The 4,507-nt window shown below is 36.7% G+C and carries 3 protein-coding genes; 2 read left to right on the top strand and 1 reads right to left on the bottom strand.

Annotated features, from left to right (window positions below; genetic code table 11):
- Positions 1-527 precede the first annotated feature (527 nt).
- A complete protein-coding gene (gene odhB / locus OZD64_RS03850) occupies positions 528-1,700 on the top strand; it encodes a 2-oxoglutarate dehydrogenase complex dihydrolipoyllysine-residue succinyltransferase (protein ID WP_010962667.1) in 1,173 nt (390 codons plus the stop codon).
- Positions 1,701-1,738: 38 nt separating this feature from the next.
- On the opposite strand, the gene OZD64_RS03845 is transcribed toward odhB, so the two are convergent.
- The gene (locus tag OZD64_RS03845) at positions 1,739-4,147 is read right to left on the bottom strand and encodes a tetratricopeptide repeat protein (RefSeq protein WP_274999325.1); all 2,409 of its coding nucleotides are present in this window, start codon (positions 4,145-4,147) and stop codon (positions 1,739-1,741) included.
- 80 nt (positions 4,148-4,227) lie between these two features.
- On the opposite strand from OZD64_RS03845, the gene OZD64_RS03840 reads away from it, so the two are divergent.
- A partial coding sequence (locus tag OZD64_RS03840; protein WP_044471353.1) for an IS5 family transposase occupies positions 4,228-4,507 on the top strand: 280 nt, incomplete at its 3' end.

The raw sequence follows: 4,507 nt of genomic DNA, 5'->3' as shown, positions 1-4,507 counted from the left end.
GCGTTTTTTTTATTCTAAAACGCTTGATTAAGAGCGATTTAGCTGCTTTTAACTTGCAACTAACCTACACCGCAAGTGTTTAAGAAATTTACTAAGCAGGAAAAAAGGCAAAGAAACCCCGTAGTAGCTAGCATTCAAATTCTCCCTTGTCAATTTGACGTTTTTTGCTGTCTTAAACGCTTTGTAAGCGCGTTTCGGCTTATATAGGTAAAAACCTAAAAATTTTTAAAGACATGCGATGCACGTAGTGCGAAAAATTAAACATGAGACGCCAAATACCCTAAGTTTTTTGTCATTAACCTGCACAGATTGCGAAGATAAATAAATAGCTTCAGTTTCATGATAGGGGGGATGGCAAAGCTTGTCAAGGAATTTTTATGGCCTAGCGTCACGTGCTGGAATGACATTTGGGAATATGTTATCCGTTTGTCACTTCTAAATGATAAGAGCCTCAATGAATTTATTAGTTTATTACATGTCTCTTTTCATGTATAAATCTATAGAAAGTTTTATACGGAAGTTGTTTTATGAGCAAAATTATAGAAATCAGAGCACCAAAAACTCTTGGTGGTGAATCAGTTACAGAAGGTATAGTAAAAATAAAGAAGGGTATTGGAGAAGCAGTAAAAGTAGATGACTTGATCTTTGAAATTGAAACTGACAAAACAGCACTCGAATTAACTGCAGAAGCTTCAGGGCAAATAACTGAATTTCTTATAAAAGAAGATGATGTAATAAGTCCTGATCAATTGTTAGCGAAGCTTTCCATGGGAGAAGTAAAAGAGGAAGCGAGAAAAGAAGATAAAAGCGAAAGTGCTGCTAAAAAAGATGCTCCATCAGCTCGTAAAATTATGGAAGAAAATGCAATCAGTGCAGAAAGCGTCAAAGGAACTGGCATGGGAGGCAGAATAACAAAAGCAGATGTGATAGGCCATATGAACAAAGCTGAACAACCTGCAATAAAACAATATGAATTGCCAAAAAGTGTAGTAAATGGAGAGCAAAGAGAGGAACGAGTAAAAATGAGCAAAATAAGGCAAGTAATTGCCGCTCGTTTGAAAGCATCGCAAAATACTGCTGCAATACTGACCACGTTCAATGAAATTGACATGAAGAATGTCATGGATCTAAGAGCAAAATATAAGGACGCCTTTGAAAAAAAATATGGAATAAAACTTGGTTTTATGTCGTTTTTTATAAAGGCAGCGGTGCAAGCATTGAAAGAAATTGCTGAAATTAACGCTGAAATCTCAGGCGATGAAATCATATATAAACATTACTATGACGTAGGTGTTGCTGTTGGCACCGATAAAGGTCTTGTTGTACCAGTTATTCGGGGTGCCGATCAGATGTCATTTGCAGAAATTGAGTTGACTTTAGTTGCTCTTGGCAAAAAAGCTCGTGAGGGTAAATTACAAGTATCAGAAATGGAAGGTGCAACATTTACCATCTCAAACGGTGGAGTATACGGTTCACTTCTTTCCACTCCGATAATAAACCCTCCGCAATCTGGAATACTTGGAATGCATTCAATACAAAACAGGCCAGTTGCTGTTGGTAATGCAGTAGAAATCAGACCTATGATGTACATTGCTCTCTCTTACGATCACAGAATAGTTGACGGCAAAGGAGCAGTAACTTTCCTCGTTAAAATAAAAAATTATATAGAAGATCCAAATAGATTAGTTTTGGAAGTGTAGCTCAAATGAATTGTTGTTAATCCAGTATTGCTAAAAACCTAAATGTCATCTAGTTCTGCCAGCAGTTTAGCAACTTCCGGATGATCAGGGCCATAATGTTTCTCAAAAATAGGCAAAGCTCGTTCAAACAACTCTTTTGCTTTCTGATGATCGCCAAAAGTGCCATAAACGATACCGAGGGTTGCCAGTAATTTAACAACTTCAAAATGGTCGAGGCCGTAATGTTTCTTTCGAATTGCTAGAGCCTGTTCAAGCAACTCTTTTGCCTTCTGGGGATTACCTAAAACCCTATAAGAATTACCGAGGTTTGCCAGTGTTCTAGCAACTTCAAAATGGTCAGGCCTGTAATGTTTCTTTTTGATTGCTAAAGCCCGTTCAAGTAACTCCTTTTGTTTTTTATAGTCACCTAAATCCACATGAGAGATACCAAGGTTTGTCAGAGTAATAGCGACTTCAAAATGATCAGAGTTGTAATATTTTTCTTTAATTGTTAAGGCCTGTTCAGGCAGCTCCTTTTCTTTCTGAGGATCACCCAAAGCACCATAAGCGATACCAAGGTTTGCTAGTAGTTTAGCAACTTCAAAATGATCATAGCCATAATATTCCTTAAAGATAGGTAAAGCCCGTTCAAGCAACTCTTTTTCTTCCTGAGGATCACCTAAAGCCCTATAAGCGGTGCCTAAACTTATTAGTGTTCTAGCAACCTCAGGATGACCAGTGCCATAATGTTTCTCAAAAGTAAGTAAAGCTCGCACAAGTAAAGCCTTTTGTTTCTGAGGATCACCTAAAGCACCATAAACGTTACCTAAGTTTGCCAGTGTTCTAGCAACTTCAGAGTGATCGGAACCACAATGTTTCTCTTGAATTGCTAAAGCTCGTTCAAGCAATTCCTTTTGTTTCTTATAATTGCCTAAATACCCGTAAGCGTTACCTAGGTTTGCCAGCAGTTTAGCAACTTCGAAATGATCAGGGCTATAATGTGTCTTCAAGATAGGTAAAGCCCGTTCAAGCAACTCTTTTTCTTTCTGAGGATCACCTAAAGCACCATAAGCAATGCCAAGATTTGCTAATGTAATAGCAGCTTGAAAATGATCAGAGCCATAATGTTTCTTGATGATAGGTAAAACCCGTTCAAGCGACTTCTTTTGTCTTCTAGGATCTAAATCAAAATATCCATCGCCTATCCATATTAACAAATTTACAAGATAATCCTTTTCTATTGTTTGTTTTTCTGAAGGATTTTTTGTTAGCCAATTATCTACATGTGATAAGAACGCTTCTAAATGCGGCAATAATTGTCGTTTCTTAGCATAATCTTCTAATTTATCACTGCCGTAAGGAAAGCTTTCTTCCAGTAACTCAAAAGTCTTTTTCACAACTTTGTCTTTGCCTTGTTTTTCTAACTCTATTCTTGTTACTTGCTGTACTAACCTGTGGATATTGACTGAGCTTTGCTCTTCTCCTGAGTTGATCATTGAATATTGTTTAAGTAGTTGGATAGCATCACCTAACTTTTCTTCATTGCGTTCTACCCCTAAAAACATTTTTGCAGGAATGTTGTCAGGAGCAATATAGGCAATGATATCCAAGATTTCTTTGGCTTGCTGACCATACTCTGGGTTATCTTTGATTTTATCAATAGTAATTCTCCAGGTTATAAAAGTTGTCTTGGTGTAGCTATTGTCGCTGTCTTTAGGAAACTTAAAATCAAGTAATTTTTCTGCTTCCTCTTTGTATCTCTTTAAATAATCACTAATTTCAAACTTCAAGCCTACATTCTTTAATGCTATATCCCTTTCTTTTATGTATGCAACTGCCTGCTGCAAAGCTAAAGGAAAATGCTGTAATGTTTCTGCCAAATTCTTTATTTCATTTTCTTGTGACCCATCTTTTATACCTAATGCTTTTCTAATAAAGTCTATTGATTCTGGTTCAGTAAATGCACCCAATGTTAATGATTTTATATCTCCCCATTTCTGATTACGAGAGGTAATCAAAACACTAGGTTTATTATCATCAGATGATAAAAAGTGGGACGGTAAGAATTGACTAATACCAGCATCTTGACCTTCACTTCTATATTCTTCTGCATTATCGAAAACAAAGAGACTTTTTCTCTTGGCGAAAAAAGCGTATATGTCTCTTACAATAGATTCAATATCCCTATCTTCTGTAGGAATGCCTAAAGGATCTCTAGCTAACCTGAGAAAAGACTGCACCATGGTTTCATGGGTTTCAGCTTTTATCCATATAATATTGTTGTCATAATCTTTACTGTGTTCTTCAATATATTTTTTGGCCAGCTCAGTCTTACCTATTCCTCCCAACCCACTAATAGAAACCAGTTGCGATATTACTGTGGCTACACCTTGACTTTTTTGTATTAATTTGTGTAGTTCTCGTAATTCTTCTGTCCTTCCAGTGAACGATCCTACTGGATTTCTCACCTCAAATCGAAAGCCTCCTAAGAGGTTGTCCGGAAACAAGTAAAAGGCTATAATATCTGAAATTTTAGTACGGGGTAAAGATGAGAAAAAAGTATCCAACAGATCTAAGCGAAAGGGAATGGGCAAGAATAGAAAAACACTTCAGAGTATCATACAAGAAAGGAGGAAGGCCGCCAAAGTATAGCAAAAGAGAAATATTAGAAGCAATTTTCTATGTATTGCGTACAGGGTGTCAATGGCGGTATTTACCAAATGATTTTCCGCTATGGAAGACTGTGTATGAGCAGTTCAGGCAATGGAAGAAGCAGGGAATTTTTGAGAAAATGAATTATGAAATTACAAAATATAGTAGAAGAAAAA

The organism is Wolbachia endosymbiont of Drosophila tristis (assembly GCF_028981745.1).
Taxonomy (GTDB): domain Bacteria; phylum Pseudomonadota; class Alphaproteobacteria; order Rickettsiales; family Anaplasmataceae; genus Wolbachia; species Wolbachia pipientis.
This window is presented reverse-complemented; position numbering and strand designations above follow the sequence as displayed.